At 57.7% G+C, this 18467-nt stretch carries 10 protein-coding genes and 1 pseudogene; 5 read left to right on the forward strand and 6 right to left on the reverse strand.

The features are described 5' to 3' along the window. The first annotated feature begins 348 nt into the window (after nucleotides 1-348). The 5 genes and pseudogenes from V8689_RS13955 (at nucleotide 349) to V8689_RS13975 (ending at nucleotide 10885) form a co-directional block, all read left to right on the forward strand. Nucleotides 349-5493 (forward strand): annotated as a pseudogene (locus V8689_RS13955) (RecQ family ATP-dependent DNA helicase). Between the two features lie 942 nt (nucleotides 5494-6435). Further along, entirely contained in the window at nucleotides 6436-6948 is a 513-nt protein-coding gene (fae, locus tag V8689_RS13960) for a formaldehyde-activating enzyme (protein WP_056785605.1), read from the forward strand. Between the two features lie 10 nt (nucleotides 6949-6958). Further along, nucleotides 6959-7993, forward strand: a complete 1035-nt coding sequence (locus V8689_RS13965; RefSeq protein WP_056785601.1) for an aldo/keto reductase — start codon at nucleotides 6959-6961, stop codon at nucleotides 7991-7993. After that, nucleotides 7990-9423, forward strand: coding sequence for an NAD-dependent succinate-semialdehyde dehydrogenase (locus V8689_RS13970; RefSeq protein ID WP_056785599.1), 1434 nt, complete (start codon nucleotides 7990-7992; stop codon nucleotides 9421-9423). Before V8689_RS13965 ends, V8689_RS13970 begins: the two co-directional genes overlap by 4 nt. 97 nt (nucleotides 9424-9520) lie before the next feature. After that, nucleotides 9521-10885 carry an MFS transporter gene (locus V8689_RS13975; protein ID WP_056785595.1) on the forward strand — a complete coding sequence of 455 codons (1365 nt, stop codon included), beginning with the start codon at nucleotides 9521-9523 and terminating at the stop codon, nucleotides 10883-10885. 62 nt (nucleotides 10886-10947) lie between these two features. On the opposite strand, the gene V8689_RS13980 is transcribed toward V8689_RS13975, so the two are convergent. The 6 genes from V8689_RS13980 to V8689_RS14005 form a co-directional block, all read right to left on the reverse strand. Next, nucleotides 10948-11823: a LysR substrate-binding domain-containing protein gene (locus tag V8689_RS13980; RefSeq protein ID WP_056785592.1), complete on the reverse strand. Its 876-nt coding sequence runs from the start codon at nucleotides 11821-11823 to the stop codon at nucleotides 10948-10950. 226 nt (nucleotides 11824-12049) lie between these two features. Next, complete coding sequence (locus V8689_RS13985) at nucleotides 12050-13156, reverse strand: hypothetical protein (protein WP_434520731.1); 1107 nt, start codon at nucleotides 13154-13156, stop codon at nucleotides 12050-12052. A 161-nt stretch (nucleotides 13157-13317) separates the two neighbouring features. Next, entirely contained in the window at nucleotides 13318-14964 is a 1647-nt protein-coding gene (locus V8689_RS13990; protein WP_056785586.1) for a dipeptide ABC transporter ATP-binding protein, read from the reverse strand. 2 nt (nucleotides 14965-14966) lie between these two features. Continuing rightward, the gene (locus V8689_RS13995; protein WP_034135583.1) at nucleotides 14967-15803 is read right to left on the reverse strand and encodes an ABC transporter permease; all 837 of its coding nucleotides are present in this window, start codon (nucleotides 15801-15803) and stop codon (nucleotides 14967-14969) included. Beyond that, the gene (locus tag V8689_RS14000) at nucleotides 15800-16753 is read right to left on the reverse strand and encodes an ABC transporter permease (protein WP_034135584.1); all 954 of its coding nucleotides are present in this window, start codon (nucleotides 16751-16753) and stop codon (nucleotides 15800-15802) included. Before V8689_RS14000 ends, V8689_RS13995 begins: the two co-directional genes overlap by 4 nt. 75 nt (nucleotides 16754-16828) lie before the next feature. Further along, complete coding sequence (locus V8689_RS14005; RefSeq protein ID WP_056785582.1) at nucleotides 16829-18463, reverse strand: ABC transporter substrate-binding protein; 1635 nt, start codon at nucleotides 18461-18463, stop codon at nucleotides 16829-16831. Between the last annotated feature and the right edge of the window lie 4 nt (nucleotides 18464-18467).

The raw sequence follows: 18467 nt of genomic DNA on the forward strand, positions 1-18467 counted from the left end.
ATTTAGGAACTGCTCGAACAGCGTCTGTATTGCTGCGACGAGCTCGTCCAGCCCGATGAAGAACACCGCTTCGAACTAGAGCCCCCCGATGTGTTGAACATCGAAAACCCGGATATCGGATTGGTTACCCAATGACTGGTCATCGCACAGGGGGCTGCGAGCAAACTTCTGCTCTCTAGCTTCTCGGTAAGCGCTTCTGAGACGGGTTCGCTTGCTTCATAAATCCCAGTCCTCGACACCACCTACCTATTTTTGAACATCACCGCAATCTTGTGTACCTATCCGCACTGTGCCATTTGACGTTAAAGTGCCAGTACACGAGAAGTTTATTGCAAGGATGCTGTTCAAATGGTTTTACCGAATCAACCTAAAAGCCTGATTTTTGACCTGGAAGTCGTCCCCGGCAAACCCAATCAAACTGACCGCATATTCATGGTTGGTGCGATGCGTCCCGATACGGAGGAGGAGCTTGAGCATAAGGTCAACAAGGACTTGCCTGCAGTGCTTGAGGCCCTTGATCGCTTAGCGCAGGGCGCTAGCTTTGTACTTGGTCATAACGTTATCGGCCATGACTTACCCATACTTCGAGAGCAAGCTGCGCATCTGGTATTACACCAGCTACCGGTGATAGACACCCTACGTCTATCGCCTTTGGCCTTTCCACAAAACCCGTATCACCGGCTGGTCAAAGACTACAAACTCATTCGTGACGGCCTCAACTCACCATTGTCCGATTGCCGCTCAACCTTGACACTGTTCAATGATCAGCGGCGTGCATTCGAAGATCTGAGTATTAAGCTCCAATCAGAACTGCTCTGCTACCAAGCGCTGCTCGCTCCAATGCCAAATAGCGACCTAGGCGCGTTCTTTACCTCGATCACTGGTCAGGAGCCTGGATCCCTCGCAGAACTTCGTAACCTGATCCCAGAGCTACTTCGGGAAACTGACCCAACGTTGACGCGTACTTCCAAGGTTTGCAGTAACCGACTAAACCAGTTGTTGCAAAGCGACCTCATGGACGACAGCCAGCGTTGGCCACTTGCTTATGCGCTAGCGTGGCTGCGCGTGTCGGGCGGCAATTCTGTTCTGGCACCTTGGGTGCGCCACCAATTTCCTGCAACCGGTAAGTTGATTTCTGAGCTGCGTGACGTTCCCTGCGGAGAAAGCCACTGCGACTATTGCAGCACCACTCATGATCCTCGCCACGAGCTCAGGCGCTACTTCGCTCCCATTCAGGACTTTCGGACCGAACGAGACGGGCGCTCTTTACAGCATGACGTGGTGCTGGCAGGCATGCAGGGCAAGCACGTGCTCGCGATTCTTGCGACAGGGGGCGGAAAATCCTTGTGCTACCAGTTACCGGCGCTGAACCGCTTTCATCGCAACGGCAGCTTGACGATCATCATCTCGCCGCTGCAGTCGCTGATGAAAGATCAGGTCGACGGCCTGCTTGCTCGTAACGTCCAATGCGCTGCAACTTTGAATGGTCTGTTGACCATGCCCGAGCGGGCCGAGGTGCTGGAGAAGATCCAATTAGGCGATGTGGGCATTCTGCTGGTATCCCCCGAGCAGTTTCGCAATATGGCTTTTCGCCGTGCGATCTCCCAGCGTCAGGTCGGCGCCTGGATCTTCGATGAGGCGCATTGTTTGTCCAAATGGGGCGCAGATTTTCGCCCGGATTACCTCTATGTCTCGCGCTTCATCAAGCAGTTCACTGGTGACAGTCCGCTTGCGGCGATTGGCTGCTTTACGGCTACGGCCAAACCCGATGTGCTTGAGGACATCGAGCAGCATTTCAAAGAGCAGTTGGGCATCACCTTCGAGCAATTTATCGGTACCCACGAGCGTACCAATCTGCACTTTGAGGTCCTGCCGTGTACTCGGTCAGAAAAGCGCCACCATACTCAAGCATTACTTGAGGAAGAGCTAGGCGCCAGCGAGGGGGGGGCGGTGATATTCGTTTCAAGCCGAAAGGGCGCTGAAGAGCTTGCAGACTTTTTGATCGGCCACGGATGGTCTTGCAAGTACTTCCACGCCGGGCTGGAGCCACATGAAAAGAAAGATATTCAGGACGCCTTCAAGGGCGGGGAACTGAAGATTATCGTGGCCACCAACGCTTTTGGCATGGGCGTCGACAAACCCGATATTCGTCTGGTGATACATGCTGATATTCCGGGGTCGCTGGAGAACTACTTACAAGAAGCCGGTCGCGCCGGTCGCGATCAAGGGCAGGCTCGGTGCGTGCTACTGTATGACGCTCAGGACATCGAGAACCAGTTCGGGATGTGCGAAGGTTCGAAACTGACCTTGCGTGATATCCAGCAAATCCTGCGCAAATTGCGCAAGGAGAGCGACCGACGCAAGGGTAGCAGGCTCGTCATCACGGCCGGTGAGGTGCTGATGGATGAGCATGTTGATACTAGCTTTGAAGCCGGAGAACGTGACGCTGAAACAAAAGTGGTCACGGCAGTGTCCTGGCTTGAGCGAGGGCAGTTTTTAAAACGGGAGGAGAACCAGACCCAAATCTTCCCGGCAAGCCTGAAGCTGACTAAGGAGGAGGCCGATAAGCGTCTGGTCACCGCTAAGTTATCGGCCAGGCGGCTCGAAGAATTCAGGGCCATTTTGAGTTATCTGTACGAGGCTAATGCTGACGAGCGAATCAACACCGACGCATTGATGGCTCTGACCAGCCTCACGTCCGAAGAAGTCACTGCGACACTGCGTCAGATGGAGGACTTGGGGCTTTTAGTTAACGACTCTAAGCTGACCTTATACATCCGACATGGTGTAGTGTTCCCTTCCACTCAACGTCTGCAAGCCACCTTACAGCTTGAGTCTGCCTTGTTCGACCTGCTGCAGGAACTGGCACCTGAGGCCGAGAGTGGGGAATGGCAGGACCTGAACGTGCCGCTGTTGACCTCCACGCTCAAAACAGCTTCTGGTAACAAGGGCCTGATACCGCTTCACGTGTTGCGACTGCTGCGCAGCCTGGCCCAAGATCACGATAGCGATAGCCAACAGCGCAGCAGTTTCGAACTGCGCCAGATCACTCAGGATTTCCTCAAACTGCGCATCCGCGGCGGATACAACTGGAGAGCCATTCAAGGGCTGGGAGAGCGTCGACGTGCTTTGGCCGCCGTGGTCCTCACGTTTTTGATTGGCAAATTACCGCCGGGCTCACGCAACAAAGACCTGTTGGTGGACACTACGTTCGGCGAACTTATGAGCCTGATTGATCTGGATCTTGAGCTGCGCACTAGAATCCCAGAGTCGCAGCGCCGCAAGGCCGTTGAGCACGTACTGCTGTACCTGCATAAGCAAGAAGTGCTTACGCTGAACCACGGCATGACAGTTATGCGTCGGGCTATGACGATTGAAGTCGAGGGGGAAAAGCGCACCGGATTCCTGAAAGATGATTATCAGCGTCTTGATGAGCACTACCGAGAAAAACGTATTCAGGTTCACGTCATGCGCGAGTATGCCGAGGTTGGGCTTGGCTCGATGAGCGAGGCCCGGGATCTCGTTCAGCACTATTTCACACTCGCCAAACAGGAGTTCATTCGCCGCTACTTCGTAGATCGCGAGGAAGTACTTAAGCTAGCTACGAGTGAGGAATCTTGGCGTAGCATTGTTGAGAAGCTTAGTGCAGCCCAGCGGATTATCGTGTCCGATGATGATGACGTGAATCGCTTGATTCTGGCTGGGCCCGGCTCCGGCAAAACGCGTGTGATCGTGCATCGAATCGCTTACCTGTTGCGAGTTCGTCGTGTTCCGGCGCGCTGTATCGTGGCTTTGACGTTCAACCGTCACGCAGCAAATGAGATTAAGCAGCGCCTGATCAAGCTGGTTGGCCCTGATGCGTTCGGGGTCAACGTGATGACGTATCATCGCATGGCGATGCGCCTGACGGGCACTCGCTTCGAGCGAGGTGAAACGCTTGAAGAAGGTCGATTAGCCCAGGTGATGGGAGAGGCTGTTGAGTTGCTTGAAGGCAAGCGCCAGGTAGAAGGGGAAGACGATCTGCGCGAGCAATTGATGCGAGGCTACCGCTACATCCTCGTAGATGAATACCAAGACATTGATGACCTACAGTATCGGCTCGTAAGTGCATTGGCCGGGCGTAAGTCTGAAGAAGAAGGGCGCTTGTGCATTTTGGCAGTCGGTGACGATGATCAGAATATCTACGCCTGGCGGGATACGAATAACCGCTATATAGAGCGCTTTCGCGAAGAGTACTCGGCTACAAAGAACTAGCTGGTCGACAACTACCGTTCCAGCGGCTACATCATAGATGCGGCTAACCGGGTTATTGGTCGTAACCCAGATCGCCTCAAAAAGGACCACCCGATTCAAATTGATACTGTTCGTCGTGTAATGCCGAAAGGCGGTGACTGGGAAGCCCTCGACATTGAGCGGGCGGGGCGCGTGCTTCGTCTCAGAATAGACGCTCAGGGCCATGCCCGGGCTAATTTGCAAGCCCAGGCAGCGATGGCAGAGTTGCAGCGCCTGCTCAGTTTGGACTGCGAGGATTGGCAAGGGTGTGCCGTGCTAGCCCGTACCCATCAAAACCTGCTGCCCCTTCAGGCCTGGTGCGAAGCTCACGGCGTTCCATATTGTTTGGCTGCCGACAAGGAAGGTGTCTTACCTCTCACCGCTCAACGTGGCTTCGTGCAGGCTGTTGAAATACTCAGAGAGATTACCGAACCGCTGAGTGCCTCCGAGATATGGACATATCTAGGTAAGACGCCGCTCGGGCCAGAATGGTACGACATGTTGCTCGTCGCCTTTGATCAGCTAACAGCTGAGCTCGGACAATGTCCGCTAAGTGCTGAGATCCTGCTTGATTGGCTCTATGACTATTTCCGGGAGCTGCGTCAGCAACCCGCAAAGGGCCTCTATCTGGGCACTGTACACTCTGCCAAAGGCCTGGAGTTCCGCCACGTAGTCGTGCTTGACGGCGGCTGGTCCACGCAGCCCGAAACGCTTAGCGATGAGCGTCGACTCTACTACGTGGGCATGACTCGCGCCGAGCAGACTTTGACCTTGTGTGAATACCTAGAAGGCAATCCTTTCTGCAGCCAACTTCCGGAAGAGGTCATGGGGCGAACCTTCCAAGGAGAATACCTTGCGGAGCTGGAGAAGCGTTACCTACAGCTCTCTTTGAAGGACATTGATCTTGATTATGCTGGGCGTCAGAATCCTACGGCATCTATACACATGGCATTGGCATCGCTTGAACCTGGCGACATGCTTTCGTTTAAAGCTCATGAAGATAGATATCTGATTCAGGACGCCAACGGTCAGGTTATTGGCCGCACAGCAAAATCTTTCAGCCTAGACCTTGAAATTGAGGAATGTGAAGTGGCAGCTGTTTTGGTTCGGTATTCTGATCGGTGTGAAGAGTCGTTTCGAGCTTTTCATCGTTCTCAAGAGTGGGAGCTAATCGTGCCGAGAATTGCTGGCCGGGTCGTAATGAACGATACAATAACTTGAAGCTAATCTACCCGAGCAGTAGTTTAGCTAATAGTGCTACTGTCGATGCTGTTGGAGCTGTGGTTGGAGCCAAGACACCAAATTACATGCCGTACTTACAATGCCCGCCTGGAAATAGTTGCGGTGAAATTGTCGTATTTGTAATAGCAAATGTTTTGCGCATTACTGCATTATTCCTGCGCGGCCGATGTGAGAGCCTGACCGGTGTACGGGTAAGCCAAGTGTTACGCGGATTTCGTGCCTTGATAACGAGCCTATGGGGATTTCTGGATTGTTGGAGTACCGGCTTGACCCGGCAGGCGAGGAGGTATTTAGCGTACTCTATGCTGACGATTATTCAACACGTTATACCTATTGGATTTCCAGCAATAACGCCCTGGCGAAGAGAGAGTTGCGCTAATAATCGATGAGACGAAGCACTCTTCACATTACGAATGCCCGTCTCATGTCGGATTTAATTACTCATAGTATTGATAGTGCTCCGCGCATCCACACTCTTCAAAAATCAACCTCAGACCATCTTTGAATACATCATGATTAAATTCCTTTGTGCCTAGGGCAGTGATTCAAGGTCGGCCAAATTAAGATTTGCCCCCAATTTTTCCCCCTGACGCGTAGGATAAATGCGAAATCGCGCTCTACCCTGCAGGGCTGGTCGAGGAACAATTGTATTTCGGCACCGTGCCGGTTTTTTGGGGTATGAGGAGAACTCATATCCCCATGACTATTAATAGTTTCAGCCCCTCCGGGCCCCGATGTTAAAAAATCGCAAACACAGCTCATCAATAACAAAAAGAGCGTTTGCAATCATGACTAAGCCCCACTGCCGCGTCTCCGCCAGCCTCGTGTTGCGCTCTCCATACCCTGATGTTTGCCACGCGATCTTCAAGATCCGCGTGCGCTTTTGATCACCCAAAATAAATCCAAAAAGAGTAAAGACTCATGAAAGAACTCGACCTGTATATCGGTGAAGGTTTCGAAGGTCCTGGCGTGAATGCCGCACACATCAACATCCTGATCGGCCCGCGCAATGGGCCGGCGGGGCAGGCGTTTGCCAACAGTTTGGCGTCGCCGAGCCAGGGGCATTGCCCTTTTATGGTGATCGCCCAACCGAACATTCCGGTCAAGCCGATGACCCTTTACGTCAACAAAGCCGCTATCAGCAGCGACTTGCACGGCAACGCCACCTGGGGCGCGTCCCAGGCCGGGATCGCCAAGGCCGTACTGGAAGCGCTGCTGGACGGCACCTTGCCGCCGGAAGCCGAAGACGAGTGGGCGATTGTCACCGCCAACTGGGTCAACCCGGCCTGCGATGATCTGGATGCGGTGTACCTGAATAACTACAACGCCTGCCGCACCGCGATCCGCGCCGCCCTGACCGGCAAACCGCAAACCGCGCAACTGGCGGATGTGGTCGCTCACATCAGCAATCCTTTCTACACCCCGAAAGCCTGAGGTCTGAGCCATGCAATACATCCGTTTGGGCAACTCCGGCCTGCAAGTCTCCCGCCTGTGCCTGGGCACCATGAACATGGGCACTCCGGTCTGGAAACCGTGGATCTTCGATGAAAAGCAAAGCGAGCCGATCGTCGCCCATGCCCTCGATAACGGGGTGAATTTCATTGACCTGGCAGACTTCTATTCCGCGGGTGTCGGTGAAGAAGTGGTCGGGCGCATCGTTAAGCGTCTGGCCCGTCGTGAAGACTTGGTCATCACCACCAAGGTCGGCTACGGCACCCGCAACGGCATCAACGCCAGCGGTCATTCGCGCAAGCACATCATGGACAGCATCGACGCCTCGCTGAAGCGTTTGAACATGGATTACGTCGATGTGTTCATGCTGCATTACTTCGACCTGAATACCCCGGTTGAAGAAACCATGAGCGCGATGAACGACATTGTGCGCTCCGGCAAGGCTCGCTACATCGGTGTGTCGACCATGCTCACCGGGCAGTTGGCGAAGATCCTCATGGCTTGCGAACGCAACGGCTGGGTCAAGCCGATCAACATGCAGCTGCAACTGAACTGCGCCTACCGCGAAGAAGAGCGCGAAATGATTCCTTTCTGTCGTGATCAGGGCCTGGGTGTCTCGGTGTTCAGCCCGCTGGCTCGCGGCTTGCTCACCGGGGACGCGCAATCGACCCGCAGCCAGACCGACTTCTTCACACAGCAGATGTACAGCGACGAGGCATCGTTCGAGATCGCTCATTCGGTGCAGCGCGTGGCCCGCGCCCGTGGGGTATCGAACGCGCAAATCGCTCAAGCCTGGGTTGCCAATCATCCGGGCGTCGATTGCATGCTGGTCGGCGCCGACACCACCGCGCAGTTCGACAGCGCCTTGGCAGCCTTGGAAACCAGGCTCGACGCCGAAGAACTGCATGAGTTGGAACGCAACTACACCCCGTGCGACGTGATCAACGATTACACCGCCGGCAAACGCATCCTGCGCTCAGCCCGTCCGGGTCTGGAACGCTTTACTCTGAATGAGGCTGTGGCATGAGTTCGTTGATCCGTAACGGTAATTTCATCGACGGCCAATGGTCGAGCGGGGGCGCGACCTATCCGGTGTTGAACCCGGCCAATGGCGAAATGATCGCTGAGGTGCAAAAAGCCGGCGCCGAGGAAACCAACCTCGCCATCGCCGCAGCTAATGGTGCCTTGCCGGCCTGGCGAAAATTGACCGCCAAAGAACGCAGCCAGCGCCTCAAGCGTTGGAGCGAACTGATGCTGAGCAACCAGCAAGACCTGGCCACGTTGCTCAGCCGCGAGCAGGGCAAACCGCTCGCCGAAGCCATGGGCGAAGTGGTCTACGCCGCAAGCTTTCTGGAATGGTTCGCCGAAGAGGCCAAGCGCGCTTACGGCGACATAATCCCGAGCCATAAGGCTGATGCGCGGATCCTTGTGGTCAAGGAAGCCATCGGCGTGGTTGCGGCGATCACCCCTTGGAACTTCCCGCTGGCAATGGTCACGCGCAAGGTGGGTCCAGCGCTGGCGGCGGGTTGCACAATGATTCTCAAACCGTCGGAGGAGACGCCGTTGTCAGCCTTCGCCCTGGCCGTGCTGGCCGAGCAAGCGGGGATTCCGGCCGGGGTGTTCAACGTGGTTTCCGGCGACGCCGTGGCAATTGGCGGGGCACTGCAAGCGTCCGGCATCGTGCGCAAACTGTCGTTTACCGGCTCGACACGTACCGGCAAGCTGCTGATGCGCCAAGCGGCGGATACGCTGAAAAAAGTCTCGCTGGAATTGGGCGGCAACGCGCCATTCATTGTGTTCGACGATGCGGATCTGGACGCTGCGGTCAAAGGTGCGATGGCCTCGAAATTCCGCAACACCGGCCAGACCTGCGTCTGCGTGAATCGTTTCTTCATCCAGGACGGCGTTTACGAAGCGTTCACCGGAAAACTCGCCGAAGCGGTCGCCGCGATGCGCGTCGGCAGTGCGCTGGACGGTGAAACCGAGCAAGGTCCGCTGATCAACGCGGCGGCGTTGGCCAAGGTTGAGTTGCACGTGAGTGACGCCTTGGAGAAGGGCGCCACGCTGTTGTGCGGCGGTCGTCGTCATGCGCTGGGCGGTACGTTCTACGAGCCTACCATCCTCACCGACGCCAACAGTGACATGCTGATCGCCCAGGATGAAACCTTTGGCCCGGTAGCCGCGTGTTTCCGCTTCAAGGACGAAGCTGAAGTATTGCAACGGGCCAATGACACGCCCTACGGACTGTCGGCGTACTTCTACAGCCGCGACATCGGCCGCGTCTGGCGCATGGCCGAAGGCCTGGAAGCCGGCATGGTCGGGATCAACGAAGGCATCATCTCCACGGAAGTCGCGCCGTTTGGCGGCATCAAGGAGTCGGGCCTGGGTCGCGAAGGCTCCAAGTACGGTCTGGAAGACTATCTGGAAATCAAATACCTGTTGATGGGCGGCCTCTAACTCAACCGTAACGCCTGTGGGAGTGAGCAAGCTCGCCCCACAGGTTCAAGCGCTATCGATTTCTTTTCTCCTTCAATAACAACAACTGGAGACGAACATGTCCGCCCAATCGATAAAGATTGATGACCTGCCCATCGGGCGCTTCCACCTTAAAATCGCCGGTCTGACGTTCGGCGCACATTTCACCGACGGCTATATCCTGGGCCTGATCGGTATTGCCTTCACACTACTCAGCCCGCAGATGCAGCTAGATGCCTTCTGGCAAGGACTGATCGGTGCTTCGGCACTGATTGGCCTGTTTCTTGGCAGCCTGTTCTTCGGCTGGATTTCCGACAAGGTCGGGCGGCAGAAAATCTTCCTGGTCAGTTTTGTCCTGATCACCCTTGCTTCGGTCATGCAGTTCTACGCCGAAACGGCGATGCAGTTATTCCTCTGTCGGGTGATAATCGGCATCGGACTGGGCGGCGACTTCAGCGTCGGCCACGCAATGCTCGCCGAATTCTCGCCCAAAAAACACCGGGGCGTGTTGCTGGGTTCATTCAGCGTTATCTGGACTTTTGGCTATGTTGCCGCGACCTTCGTCGGCACCGCCATGCTCCATCTCGGCGATGACGCCTGGCGCTGGATGCTGGCCTCTTCAGCCATTCCGGCAGGGTTAATTCTGATCGCGCGGATCGGTACGCCCGAGTCACCCCGCTGGTTGGTCAATCAGGGGCGGATTGCCGAAGCACGGGCAATTGTCAAAAAACACCTGGGCGATAATATCGAACTCGATGAAACCCGCTGCACCGAAACCCGTTCCGGCTACGCGGTGCTATTCAGTCGCGAATACCGCAAGCGCACCGCGTTCAACTGCCTGTTCTTCGTCTGCATCGTGATGCCGTATTTTGCGATCTACACGTTTCTGCCGTCGATTCTGCAGAAGCTGGGCTTGGCGGAGGGCTTTGGCACTGAATTGATGTTGAACATGCTGCTGATCCTCGGCGCATTGATCGGCATCTGGTGCACTGTGAAGTTCTCGCGGCGAGGCTTTCTGATCAATTCATTCATCATCCTGGCGGTGGCCTTGTTCCTGCTGGCAGCTCTGCCCGGCAGCGCGCCATTCCTGCTGGTACTGGTGTTCGGCGTGTTCACGCTGGTGTTGTCAGCGGTGAGCAACCTGGTGGGCGTGTTCCCGGCCGAAAGCTTTCCGACCGAAGTGCGGGCCAGCGGGATTGGCCTGGCAACGGCGGTCAGTCGCTTGGGCTCTGCAATCAGCACGTTCCTGTTGCCGGTAAGTGTGGCGGGTATCGGCTTGAGCCCAACCATGGGCATCCTGGCGTCGATTCTCGCACTGGGCGCGATCATTTCCTGGGCCTGGGCACCGGAAACCAAATTCCTGACACTGAGCCAGGCGTGCAAGGCGCAGGGTCCGATGGAGAACGCGGCACCCGCTGCCACAAAGGTCGCAGCCCCAATCTAAAACCCGCCACAAGCCCAATGTGGGAGCGAGCAAGCCCGCTCTCACATTTGGATGTCGGTGTTTCAGGGATTGCTGACCAATCCCAACCAATCAGTAAACAACTGCACTTTCGACAGCCCCCGTTTCTCATTCGCCACATCCAGCCAATATCCGTAAGGCCCGACCACTTCCACAGCAGTGATCGGCAACAGGCTGCCATTGGCCAGTTCCTTTTCAATCATCTGTCGGTCAATCACCGCCAGCCCACCACCGGCCAGTGCCGTGTGGATCACCTGGTCCAGCGTGCTGAACTCCAGCCCTTGCGCGGCATCGATATCCTCGCGGCCCATCGCCGCCAACCAGTTCTCCCACACCTTCAAGCGTTTGCCGTCATGCAGTATGTGCAATAGCGGAAACTGCCGCAGATCCGGCGGCTGGCCATTGACGAACAACTCCGGGCTGGCCACTGCCATGTGCCGCTCCATTACCAGCAACTGACTGCTGCAATGGTTGGCCGCTTCAAGGCCGAAGCGGATGTGGCAGTCGATTTCCGCGAGGCTGTCGTTGCCGTTCTGGTGGGTCACGCTGAGGCCGATGTCCGGGTAGCGTTGACAGAATGCGCGCAAGTGCGCCGACAACCAGCGCGTGGCCCAGGTCGGTGGTGCGACGATACGCAGGCGTTGGCGCAGGTTCGGCACGCGCACTGCTTGCAGGGCGCGTTCGACGTGGTCGAAGGCATCGCTCAATTGGGGGGAGAGGGCAAGGCCGGTTTGGGTTAGCGACAGACCTTGGGGTGTGCGGATAAAAAGCGCCACGCCGAGATAATCTTCAAGCTGCTTGATCTGACGGCTGACCGCGCCTTGGGTGACGTTCAACCCCAAAGCCGCCTGGCTGAAACTGCGATGCCGCGCGACTTCTTCAAAAATGCGCAGCATGTTGAGCGAGGGCAGTTGACGCATGAATAGGATGACTCCATACCGGCCTTCGACGCAGTAGTGCGCGGGCAGGTTTATTGTTTTTGGTGAATATTCTGTACGGCGTATCTGACTCCTTTCCGAGAGGCTGATGCAAGTGGTGTTTGGGTTAAAGTCTTCGCCAGCAAGCCCGCTCCCACAGGTTATGCACTGAACCTGTGGGCGCGGGCTTGCACGCGAGGAGGCCTTCAGAAATGCCAAACAGTCCGGCTCAGAAGTAATACCCAATGTTCATGTACAGCTGATTCTCCCACTGGTTAGTCCCACCAGACGCCAAGCTTTGGGTGTAACTGCTGCCACCAATGTACGGGTCATTTTTGCCGTACAGCCATTCCGTCGCGATCCACAGTTTGCTGAACGAAAACGAAGTGCCCAGAATCAGCCGTTGCGAGGTCTTGAACGCGTCGGCGGATTTATCGAAGGCGCTGTAGTTGGCGTACAGCTTCACACCGCTGATCTGGTCGAACAGGTATTTGCCGGCGACGTCATAGCTCAGGTCGGCGACGTACAAGTTGCCGCGACTGGCGACGTTGTAGGTGCCGTCGTACCCGCCAAGTGTGACGACTTCATCGCTGCCACGGTTACGCGGCGACATTTGTTGCCGCGCCGCTTGCAGTTGCACGCCCCATGGGCCGTTCTTGCCGAGGTAGTGCACGGCCACCGCGTTGCGGCGGCCATCGTTATCGGTGTCCTTGTTCTCCAGGGTCGAGGTCAGGCCGGAGAGGCCGATTTCGGATTTCCACGCCCCCAGGTCCAGGTCCTTGGCCACGCGCAGCACCACCCTATTGCGTTCCTGGTTGTCGCTCCCGTCGCCCACGTAGCTGTCGGCCCCGGACACCACGCTGGAATACGTTACCCCTTTGCTGGTGCCTTTGCCTTGCCACGCCGGGCGCAGGTAGTAGCCGGCCTGGATGTTCCAGTCGCCACTTTGCTGGATGTACTTGGCGCCGACTTGTTGCACATCTTCCAGGCCGATGACGTTGCCCAGGGTTTCGTAAAAGGTGCTGCCGAAGTACGGCTGCAACCCGAACGGCACGGTATTCAGGCCTACCTGCACTTGCTGGTCGGAATTAAACTTGTAACCGACCCAGGCGAACTTGGCGAACTGGATATCACCGTAGTTCTTGGTGTACTGGTAAGGATAGGAACGTCCGTAGAAGCGGTACTGGGCCTCGCCGATCCAGGTGTCAGAGTTATACTTGGCACTGAGGAACACCGTGTCCAGGCCAAACTTCTGGATGTCGCGGTCCGGATCGTAGTCCCAGCGCGCCCGAATGGCACCGCCGAGGTCAAGGTTGTCGGTAACCTGCACTGCCATGGCCGGGGCCGCGAAGGCGCCGAGCAGCGGAATGAGAGCGATGGAACGAACCGCAATATGGGTAGTCGTGCGCACAGTGTACTCCTGGTTTTTTAGTTATCGTTGGCAACAGCAGCCCATGGCGCAGCGAACGCTGCTACCTGGGAAAAAGGCTTGTTAACTCAGTTGGCTTGCGGTCGGATCAGCCTCAGCGCGGGTTCGGCAACAGGCGCCACCGGAATCGCCGAAGCGCCGGGGGCAGCAGCCAGCAAGGTCTGGGTGTAGGCGTTTTGCGGCCGCAGCAGCACCTGTTCCGCCGTGCCGTACTCCACCACTTCGCCCTGGCGCATCACCGCGATGTAGTCACTGATTTGCGCCGCCACGCGCAGGTCGTGGGTGATGAACAAGATGCTTAGGTTGAGGCGCTGTTGCAGCTCAGCGAGCAGCTCCAGTACCTGTTTTTGCACCGAAACATCCAGCGCCGATACGCTTTCATCCGCAATCAGCACTTCCGGGCGCATCGCGAGGGCCCGGGCGATGCCGATGCGCTGACGCTGGCCGCCGGAGAACTGCCGGGGCTTGCGCTTGAGGGCATCACGCTTGAGCCCGACCTGTTCCAGCAAATCACCGGCCTCGGTCCACGCATCCTTGGCCGACAACCCGCGCAATTGCGCGGCGCGGGCGATGATGTCGCCGACCCGGTGCCGTGGATTGAGCGAGCCGTATGGGTCCTGGAAAATCATCTGAATCCGCCGCCGATTGGCCGCCAGCGCGGAACCGCGCAATGCCAGGAAATCCGTGTCACCCACCCAGACATGGCCGCTGTCGCTTTCCACCAGCCGAATTGCAGCTTTGACCAAGGTGCTTTTGCCCGAGCCGGACTCGCCCACAATCGCCAGTGTCTTGCCCCGTGGCAGTTGCAGCGAGACATCCTTGAGCGCCGGGACCAAGCGGCCGCCGACGTTGTAGGTCTTGGTCAAGTGCTCAATGCGCAACGCCAACTCACCATCGGCGCACGGCGCGTGCAACTCTGGGTGCAGGGCCGGAACAGCGGCAATCAATTTGCGGGTGTACGGGTGTCTTGGCGAGTTGAGTACTTGATCGCGTTCACCGATTTCCACCAGTACACCCCCCTCCATCACGGCGATGCGGTCAGCGATTTCCGCCACCACGCCGAAGTCGTGGGTGATGAACAGGATGCCGTGCTGACCTCGACCGCGCAGGTCGCGGACCAGTTTCAGCACTTGGGCCTGTGTGGTCACATCCAGCGCCGTCGTCGGTTCGTCGGCAATCAGCAAATCAGGGTTCATCGCCAGCGCCATGGCTATCACCACCCGTTGGCATTGGCCGCCCGAGAGTTGATGCGCGAAGCTGTTGGCAATCCGTGGTGGATCGGGCAATTGAGTCGAGTCGAGCAGGGCGAGCATACGTTCGCGGCGCTCCGTAGCGGGCATCTGCGGCGCATGAATGTCGAAGATTTCTTCGACCTGCTGACCAATGCGAATCGCCGGATTCAGCGCTGCCATGGGCTCTTGGAAAATCATCGCAATGCGGTTGCCGCGCAGCGTGCGCAGAGCGTTTTCGTCCATGCGGCAGATATCGTCGCCGAGGAAATCGATCACACCTTCACTGTGGCGCAGGCCTTTGGCGTAATCGCCCATGATCGCGGCCGAGAGCACCGATTTGCCGGAGCCGGACTCGCCGATCACGCAGAGAATTTCGCCCTTGCGTACATCCAGGCTGATACCCTTGACGGCGTGGCTACGATCGGCGCCGGCGGGCAGTTCGATGGAAAGGTTTTCCACTCTCAATACTTGTTGATGACTCATGCTCAACTCCTTGCGCCTTTTTGGGCGTGTTCGTCCAGACCGTCCGCCAACAGGCTCAGGCCCAGCATCAGGGTGGAGATGGCAATGCACGGGAAGATCACCAAGTGCGGGAAGGCGATGGCCATGCTGCGGCCTTCGTTGATCATGCCGCCCCAGTCCGGGGTCGGCGGTGGCAGGCCGAGGCCGAGGAAGCCAAGGGCGCCGATCATGATCGCGGTGTAGCCGATACGCAGGCAGAAATCGACGATCAACGGGCCGCCGCAATTGGGCAGTATTTCCACCAGCATGATCCGCAGTGATCCTTCGCCTTGGGTGATGGCGCTGAGCACGTAGTCCCGCGAGCGGATGTCGATGGTCAGTGCGCGCATGATCCGGAAGATCGCCGGAGCGCTGGTGAAGGTCACCGCAATCAGAATGTTCAGCGCCGACGCGCCGAGGGCGATGATGATCACGATGTACAACACCAGCACCGGGAACGACAACACCGTGTCGGCGACATAGGACAGCAGCGCATCGACCCAGCCATTGAAGTAGCCGGCGCACAGGCCCATGGCGATGCCCACGGCGAATGCGGTCAGTGTTGCCAGAATCGACCAGAACAACACGGTACGCGTGCCCCAGATCAGCCGCGAGAGAATGTCCCGGCCGATCATGTCGGTGCCGAGCAGAAAGTGCATCCCGTTGCCATCCGGCGTCATCGGCGTCAGCAGCGGGGTGAAGCTTTCCAACGGGTCGTGGGGCGCCAGCCACGGCGCAAACAGCGCCATCAGCACCCAGCCGCCCACCAGCAGCAAACCAAGTAACGCAAGGGGATGTTTGAACGAATTGAGGAAATTCATTGGCCACCTCCGCCAAGACTGCGCAACGTTATGCGCGGGTTGAGCCAGGTATAGGCCAGGTCAGAGAAGATTTTGGTCGCGCCGACGACGATGCCGCTGATCATTGCGCAGGCTTCGATCAGGTAGACGTCATGGTTCAGCGATGCGGTGTAGAGCAGCGAGCCGAAGCCTTTGTAGGCGAAGAACACCTCGACCACGATCACGTTCGACAGCAGCCACGGGATGTACAACATGATCACGGTGATTGGCGCGATCAGTACGTTACGCAGCGCATGGCGCAACACGATGCGTGAGGTCGACGCGCCTTTGAGGCGGGCGGTGCGGATGTACGGCGCCTGCATCACCTCGACCATCGAGGCCCGGGTGATGCGCGCCAGATAGCCGATGCCGAAGAGGCACAGCACCATCAGCGGCAACGCCAACTCTACCGCATTGAAACCGTCGCTCATGCTGCTCACACCTGGCAGCCAGTTGAGCCAGAACACGAAGATCGCTGAGACAAACACCGCGCTGGCGAAGTCCGGGATCGAAGTGGTGACGATCGACAGAAACGACACCAGTCGATCCACCGCCGAGCCCTGGCGAATCCCGGCCAGAATGCCGAGGGTCAACGCCACCGGCACCATGACCGCCAACGCCAACCCGGCGAGGATCAACGTTTGCCCGAGGTTCGGCAGCAGCAGATCAATTACCGGTTCGCGAAAATGCACCGAGGTGCCCCAGTCGCCGCTGAGAAAGTCCTTCAGCCACACCAGGTAGCGCCAGACGAAGGGTTGGTTGTAACCGTGTTCCACCAGCCAAGCAGCGCGCTGGTCGGCGGCGGAATAGGGGCCGAGGACGTTGATTGCGACGTCTTCGATATTCAGTTCCAGGGCCAGGAACACGATCACTGACACCGACAGCAAGGTTGCCGCCAGCGCCAATAACTTGCGCAATAAAAATTCAGCCATGCTAGCACGCTCCGGCTAATCAAGGGATGGCGGCCCACCGCAGCTGAGTGGGCGGGCTCGTTCGGGGCGCTTGAATCAGGCGCTCAACCAGACTTGATCCATTGGGTAGAAGTCCGACGGGTGAACCTCAAAGCCCTGGACTTTCTTGCTCGCGGCGGTGAATTTATCGCCCCAGAACGGCTGGACCATGACGCAGGCGTCTTGCAGGATCTGCTCGACGCTTTGCATCGCTGCTGCCCGTTGTTTCGGGTCGATGATGCCCATGGCTTTGTCCAGCGCTGCGTCGAACGCCGGGTCGCTGTAGTGGCTTTCATTCCAGGCCGCGCCGCTGCGGTAGGCCAGTTCCAGCGACATCACACCAAGTGGGCGGTGTGCCCAGTAGGTGAGGCTGAACGCGGCCTTATCCCAGATCGGCCAGTATTGCGTCGCGGGGATCACTTTGAGGTTGATGCGGATGCCGGCCTCGGCGCAGTTTTGCTGGAGGATCTGCGCGCAATCCTGTTCGTAGCGGCCCTGGGTGTTGCCGACGATCAGGTCGATGTCTATGCCGTTCGGGTGGCCGGCTTCGGCGAGCAGTTTCTTCGCACCCGCCACGTCCCGCGCACGTTTGGGCCGCGGGAAGTATTCCGGGTGGGACGGCGCGACGTGATGATCTTCGCCCAGGGTGCCCATGCCGCGATAGGCGATTTTCAGCATCTGCGCGTTGTCGGCGCAGAGCGCTACTGCTTTGCGGATGCGCAGGTCGTCAAACGGCTTCTGGTCGCAGGCCATGCGCATGACGATTGTTTGCGCCGATTTACAGGTCAGCAGTTGCGCGCCGGGCAAGCGTTTGGCCAGGTCGAGTTCGGCCACGGTCACCCGGTACAGCACGTCCACTTGCCCGGCCTGCAACGCTGCGAGATGGGTGGAAATATCGGTGCCCATGTCGACGTAGCGCAACTCGTCGAGGTTTGCTGGTGTGCGCCAGTAATCGGCACGCTTGGCGAAGGTCGCGTGCTTGTTGACCGCGAACGACATCAGTTTGAACGGCCCGGTACCCAGCGGATTTTTCGCCCAGTCGTCACCGGCCTTGAAGCTGCGGTGCACGATGGCGCAAGTGAAGGCGTTGAGCATTTCCGGGATCGCCAGCATCGGTCGCTTGAGTACCAGGCGGAACTGGAAGTCACTGACTTTTTCGAACGCGGTAATGTCCTGGAACGCGGTGCGGTTGACCGACTTGGAATCGGCGGCAATCCAGCGCTCGATATTGTGCTGCACGTCCTCGACGTTGAAGGTGTCGCCGTTGCTCCACTTCACGTTTTGGCGCAGGTTGAAGGTCCAGGTTTTCAGGTCCTCGGACGGGCTCCAGCTCTCGGCCAGGTACGGGTGAGTGATGTTGTCGGCATCGACCCAGGTCAGGAATTCGAGACTGTTGCGCAGCAGGTTCGAGGCTTCGATCCAGGTGATCAGCATCGGGTCCTGGATTTCCTGGATAGCACAGGCAAACCTCAGGCTGCCGCCCTGACGCGGCGTTACCGCGTCAGCGGCATGAGCCGAATTACCGAGCAGCGCGGAACCGAGGAAAGTGTTCGCACTGGCGGCGGTGATACCCAGCAGTGCGGCGGTGCGCAGGAATTGGCGACGATTGATCTCGCCACTTTTGACTTGGGTGCACAGGTCGTTCACCGCTGGATGCGGCAGAGTGCCGTCCAGTGTCATTAAGTCTTTCATATGC

This window comes from Pseudomonas sp. AK181 (assembly GCF_051122975.1).
GTDB classification, from domain to species: domain Bacteria; phylum Pseudomonadota; class Gammaproteobacteria; order Pseudomonadales; family Pseudomonadaceae; genus Aquipseudomonas; species Aquipseudomonas lactis.